At 48.0% G+C, this 5,983-nt stretch carries 4 protein-coding genes; 3 read left to right on the forward strand and 1 reads right to left on the reverse strand.

Features of this window, described 5'->3' with window-relative positions; genetic code table 11:
- Window positions 1-115: 115 nt before the first annotated feature.
- Both VIM87_RS05510 and VIM87_RS05515 read left to right on the forward strand, forming a co-directional pair.
- Window positions 116-1,243, forward strand: a complete 1,128-nt coding sequence (locus VIM87_RS05510) for a sensor protein KdpD (protein ID WP_331996010.1) — start codon at window positions 116-118, stop codon at window positions 1,241-1,243.
- On the forward strand, window positions 1,240-2,937 hold the full coding sequence (locus VIM87_RS05515) for an ATP-binding protein (protein ID WP_331996011.1): 1,698 nt from the start codon (window positions 1,240-1,242) through the stop codon (window positions 2,935-2,937). The genes VIM87_RS05510 and VIM87_RS05515 overlap by 4 nt, the downstream gene beginning before the upstream one ends.
- Window position 2,938: 1 nt before the next feature.
- Here VIM87_RS05515 and VIM87_RS05520 read toward each other — a convergent pair whose 3' ends face one another.
- A complete protein-coding gene (locus tag VIM87_RS05520) occupies window positions 2,939-5,011 on the reverse strand; it encodes a response regulator (RefSeq protein ID WP_331996012.1) in 2,073 nt (690 codons plus the stop codon).
- A gap of 160 nt (window positions 5,012-5,171) precedes the next feature.
- On the opposite strand from VIM87_RS05520, the gene VIM87_RS05525 reads away from it, so the two are divergent.
- Window positions 5,172-5,861, forward strand: a complete 690-nt coding sequence (locus VIM87_RS05525; RefSeq protein ID WP_089906807.1) for a porin family protein — start codon at window positions 5,172-5,174, stop codon at window positions 5,859-5,861.
- Window positions 5,862-5,983: the final 122 nt, after the last annotated feature.

Genomic DNA, 5,983 nt, shown 5'->3' on the forward strand with positions numbered 1-5,983 from the left:
GAGGGAAAATATTACGACAGCAAAGACGCCATATTTGTAAAGGATGATGAGCTGAAGACCGGAAATGCATCGGTAACCACCTCACTATCTTTCTGGTTTTAACCACATACCTGTTATGACAGACAAAGAACATTCGGTACAACACTACCTGCACCTGGCCAACAAAACATCGGGCCGGGGCAAGTTCAAGATCTATATTGGTATGAGCGCCGGTGTGGGTAAAACCTACCGTATGCTGCAGGAAGCGCACAACCTGCTGCGTAATGGTATAAACATACAGATAGGTTATGTGGAAACACATAGCCGTAAAGAAACACAGGCTTTGATTGACGGGCTGCCGGCCATACCGCGCAAGCAGGTTTTTTATAAAGGCAAAATGCTGGAAGAAATGGACCTGGACAGCATTCTGCTGCTGAACCCTGAATGGGTGATAGTAGATGAGCTGGCGCATACCAACATACCCGGCGCACGCCATGAAAAACGCTGGCAGGATGTGGCGGAGCTTTTAAATGCAGGCATCAACGTTATATCTGCCGTGAACATACAGCACATTGAAAGCATTAACCAGCAGGTAAAAGTAATTACCGGTGTGGAGGTAAAAGAGCGTGTACCGGATAGTGTGCTGCAGATGGCTGATGAAGTAGTGAATATAGATCTAACAGCCGATGAGCTGATCACCCGCCTGAAAGAAGGTAAGATCTACGAAGCCTCAAAAGTGGAAACGGCGCTCAAGAATTTTTTCCAGTCAGAGAAAATACTGCAGCTGCGGGAGCTGGCCCTGAAAGAAGTAACCTCGCAGGTAGAGCGCAAAGTAGAAATAGAGGTGCCGCGCAGCCAGCAAATGCGGCATGAGAATTTCCTGGCCTGCATTTCAACCAACGATGAAATTGCGCGTAAGGTGATCCGTAAAACGGCCCGCCTGGCATCTTATTACCATGGCAACTGGTATGTGCTGTATGTGCAGGCCCCGCGCGAGAACGCCGCCCGCATAAGCCTGGCATCCCAGCGCCATTTGATCAACAACCTGAAGCTGGCCACCGAGCTGGGGGCGGAAGTGCTGCAGGTGCATGATGCCCGCGTAGCGCAGGTGATCATTGATACGGCTATTGAAAAGCGGGTAACCACCGTGTGTATTGGCAAACCGCACATTAGCCTGTTCCGTATTATCTTAAGGACCAACCTCTTTAACCAATTGCTAAAAACATTATCTTCCAATGACATTGATCTCATAATTCTATCATGAGGCTAAAAACAAAGATCACGCTGGGGGTGCTGTTCCTTTACTTTATGCTGCTGCTGGTGAGCGTACTGGGATACTATTATCTCACCAACCTGAATGTAAAGGCACGCACTATTTTGCAGGATAACTATGAATCCCTGGAGTATAGCAAGAACATGCTGATAGCGCTGGATGCCCTGCATACAGACCGCAGCAGCGGCCTGCTGACATTTGAACAACAGCTGCACCGGCAGGAAACCAATATCACGGAATACGGTGAAGGCAGCGCCACCGTACAGGTACGCCGGGCCTTTGAACGGCTAAAGAAAGACAGCGCTGTTTCCCAGCAGGAGCTGCAGGCCATACGCAAAAGCATCTACGTGATCATGGATACCAACATGCAGGCCATTGTAGGTAAGCATGAAAGCGTAAAGAAAACAGCTAACAATGCGCTGCTATACATAGCCGTTATCAGCGGGGTTTGCTTTTTACTGGGGTTCACCTTCGTATATAATTTCCCTGGTTATGTGGCCAATCCCATCCGGGAGCTTACCATCGGCATCAAAGGCATTGCCGATAAAAAATACAGCCAGCGCCTGCATTTTAAAAGCGCCGATGAATTTGGAGAGCTGGCCACCGCCTTTAATACCATGGCCCAGCGCCTGGATGATTATGAGCACAGCAACCTGGCCCGCATTATGTTTGAAAAGCAGCGTGCAGAGGCGGTGATCAGCAGCCTGAAAGATGCCACCATTGGTTTTGATACCAAGAACATTATCCTGTTTGCGAACACGCCTGCCCTGCAATTATTAAATATGCCGGAGCAGTCGCTGATAGGCAAACCTGCGCAGGAAGCCGCTAAACATAATGATCTGCTCAGCTTTTTAGTGAACCCGCAGAACACAGGCCCATTGAAAATAGTAGTGGATGGAAAGGAATGTTTTTTTACCAAAGAGCTGGTGGATATTGATTATGACAATGAAAGGATCGGTTACATTATTGTGCTCAAGAACATTACCAGCTTCCGGGAGCAGGACCTGGCCAAAACACATTTCATAGCAACGGTATCACATGAGCTGAAAACACCCTTAGCCTCTTCTGACTTTAGCTTAAAGCTGCTGGAAGATGAACGCATTGGCCACCTGACCAGTGAACAGCATGAGCTGGTAGAAAGCCTGAAGCAGGATAACCTGCGTATGATCAAAATTGTAAGTGAGCTGCTAAACCTATCGCAGGTTGAAAGCGGCAACATTCAGCTGCAGCCCCAGCCTGTGGCCCCTGCGCAGGTACTGGAATACGCACTGGACACGGTGCGTAAGCAGGCTGCCAAACAACAGGTAAGCATTCAAACCCATATACCGGAACAATTGCCCCGCATACTGGCGGATGTGGAAAAAACCGCCTGGGTGCTGGTGAACCTGCTTACCAATGCTATCCGTTATTCACCCGCAGGATCGGCGGTGCAGCTAACCATTGCACAAACATCAGACACACTTACTTTTAGTGTGAAGGATGAGGGCAAAGGCATACCGGCTGCTTTCCGTGAAAAGATCTTTGAACGTTTTTACCAGGTGCCCGGCACGCACAGCCAAAAGAGCAGCGGGCTTGGGCTGGCCATAGCAAGGGAGTTTATAGAAGCGCAGGGAGGAACCATTGGGGTAGAGAGTGAGGAAGGCAAAGGCAGCCTGTTTTATTTTAGCTTACCGGTAGCGGTATAGCTTACAGGCGTTCCATTTCCTGCACTACTTCCTGGCAGGCTGCATCCATAATAGCGGACAGCTGCTGTACTTTTTCATGAATAGCAGGTATGTTGGTGCCCTGTTCCGCCTCTTTCTCCAGGTCACGGGTAGTTTCCATAGCATTTACAATAGGCACAATACCCAGGCTTGATTTGAGGCGATGGGCCAGGAAGGCTGCTCTTTTCCAATCCTGCTGCTGGGCGGCTTCCCGGATCTCCTGCACATTTTTAGGCATGGTGGTCAGGAACTCCTGCAGCATTTCTTTTATGTAAGCCGTGTCATTATACAATATGCTACGTAGATGGTTAAAGTCTACCACGCCGGGACCTGGCAAAGGGGTGTTGTCCAATATTTTCATATAGAGCTCTTCAGGTACAAATGGTTTGGAAATATAATCATTCATGCCGGATTGTAAACATTTTTCCCGTTCACCTTTAATGGCGGCGGCGGTCATGGCAATCACCGGCGTATCAATACCCTGCTTACGCAGCTGTATGGTAGTGGTATACCCATCCATTTCAGGCATTTGAATGTCCATGATTATACAGTCGTATTCTTTCTGTTGTACCAGGCTAAGCACTTCTTTTCCATCCGCTGCAATGTCTACCCTGGCGCCGGCTTTGTGCAGGGTGTTTAAAGCTACGCGCTGGTTAATAATATTATCTTCTGCTACCAGCAGCATTTTGCCCTGCAATACAGGCCGTGGCTGGGTAGCTGCTGCCAGGCCTTTGCTTTGCGTTTCCGGGAGGAAGAGGTTTTTGGTAAAAGGTATCTCGCAAAAAAAGGTAGTGCCGGCGCCTTCCTTGCTTTTTACGGTAAGGCTGCCTCCCTGCAGGGTTACCAGCTCGCGGGTAATGGCCAGCCCCAGGCCGGTACCACCGTAACGGCGGGTATTTTCCACATTGGATTGTGTAAAGCTTTCAAAAATGATCTCCTGCTTATCTGCCGGTATGCCAATGCCGGTATCACTCACCTCAAAGCCTATACGCACCTGGGTGTTTTGCGTGGCCAGCACCCTGCAGCGTACACCAATGGAGCCCTCCGGCGTGAATTTAATGGCATTCTCCACCAGGTTCACCATGATCTGGGTAAAACGTACAGGATCACCCAGCAGGTGATCCGGCACTTCATCGGCTATTTCCAGCGAATAACGCAATCCTTTTTGCTGCGCCTGTAGCTGCAGGGGCAACAGGGTTTTATCCATCAGCTCACGGAAATGAAAGGCAATTTGTTCCAGCGCCATTTTGCCGGAGCGGATCTTGGAAAAGTCCAGGATCTCGTTGATAATAGCCAGTAGATTGCTGGCAGATTGCTGGGTGGCCTGAATATATTCTTTTTGCTCAAGTGTTAAAGAAGTGTTAAGGAGCAGGTTGGTCATACCGATAATACCGTTCATGGGCGTACGAATTTCGTGGCTCATGTTGGCCAGGAACATTTCCTGCTGGTGTTTGGCATCTTCCGCCACTTTACGGGCGTGGATCAGCTCCTGCTCATATTTAATGCGTTCGGAAATATCTTTCAGCCAGCATTGGTACCCTTTCATTTCGCCATCTTTATAAAGTACTACTACTTCCTGCTCTACCCATTTCCGTTCCCCGTTCTTGGTAATGATCTGGAATTCACGGTGTGTGACCGGTATTTTTTCCCTGACCTGCCGCAGGTAATATTGCATCAGCTCATCATACATTTCAGGGTCAATATGCATGGAATAGTGCTGTCCCAGCAGCTCTGCATCCGTATACCCGGTTAAGGCAGCGGCGTGTTTGCTCACAAACGTAAAGTAACCGCCCCTGTTGGTAACATAGAGTAATACATGCGCTGTTTGTATAAGCTGTAAATATTTGTGCTCGCCTTCCTGCAGCTGTTTTTTGGCCTTTTCCAGCAGGCCCATATCGCGGTTCAGCCAAAGCAGGGCTATTACGGAGATCAGGAAGATAGAGATATCGGTAACCAGAGGCAAACGTGCGGTGATCAACAGCCAGGTGAAGCCGGCGGCACTAATGAGTAAGAAGATCAGGATAGGTTTTTTTAGTGGCATATCAAGGTTCTTCAAACCTAACGGTTATTGGAAAAGGGAATTGATGACTGTCAGGGGGCAAAAATAGGGTGTGAAATCGATGTCCGGGGTTATTTTTTTAATGCTTTAGGTCTTTGTTTTATTCTATTTCCATTAGATTTGCCTAATTTTCTTTCTTTTAAGTCGTTATAACTGTATGAAAAAAATATTTTTTACCCTTGGGTTGATGGTGTTTTCGCTAAGCGTTTTTTCCCAGGAAGCTATGAACAAGGCCATGAACTCAGTGACCCGTTCCAGGGATTTTCTGGTAGTATCCCTTACGTATGATGGCTGGGCCAACAGGCCGGATAGCGTAGGCACCGGGTTTAACCGGGGTTTTAATATAGCCTTCATGTACGATTTCCCTATTAACAAAACCAATTTAAGCCTGGCAGCAGGTTTGGGTATTGGTACCAGCGGTGTGTTCCTGAAAAACCACGTGCTGAATATGGATGACGCTACTACGGATGTTGCCAAATTCTCTACCGACAATACTTTTAAGAAGTATAAAGTAGCTACTACTTACCTGGAAGTTCCGTTGGAGCTGCGCTACCGTAGCGTACCGGATAATGCCAACAAAGGCTTTAAAGTGGCTTTGGGTGTAAAGATCGGTAACCTGATGAATGCGCATACCAAGGAACGCAATAGCATCGGCGGTACCCGCAACACGGAAAAAATTGCTAACAAACGGTTCTTTAACTCCTGGCGTTATGCTGCTACAGCGCGTATAGGCCTGGGTAACTTTGCCCTGTTCGGTTCCTATAACCTGAACCCGTTGTTCAAGGACAATGGCAGCAATTTAGATATCAGGCCGTATTCAATCGGTATTGCTATCAGCGGACTGTAGTAAATTAATGTGCAAATATGCAAATGTGCGGATGTGCAGATGATGGATCATTTGCGCATCCGCATTTTCATTGGCAATACCAGCACATCAGCACATTAGCATATCAGCACATTACCCATCAT

This window comes from Chitinophaga sp., from assembly GCF_036569125.1.
Lineage (GTDB): Bacteria > Bacteroidota > Bacteroidia > Chitinophagales > Chitinophagaceae > Chitinophaga.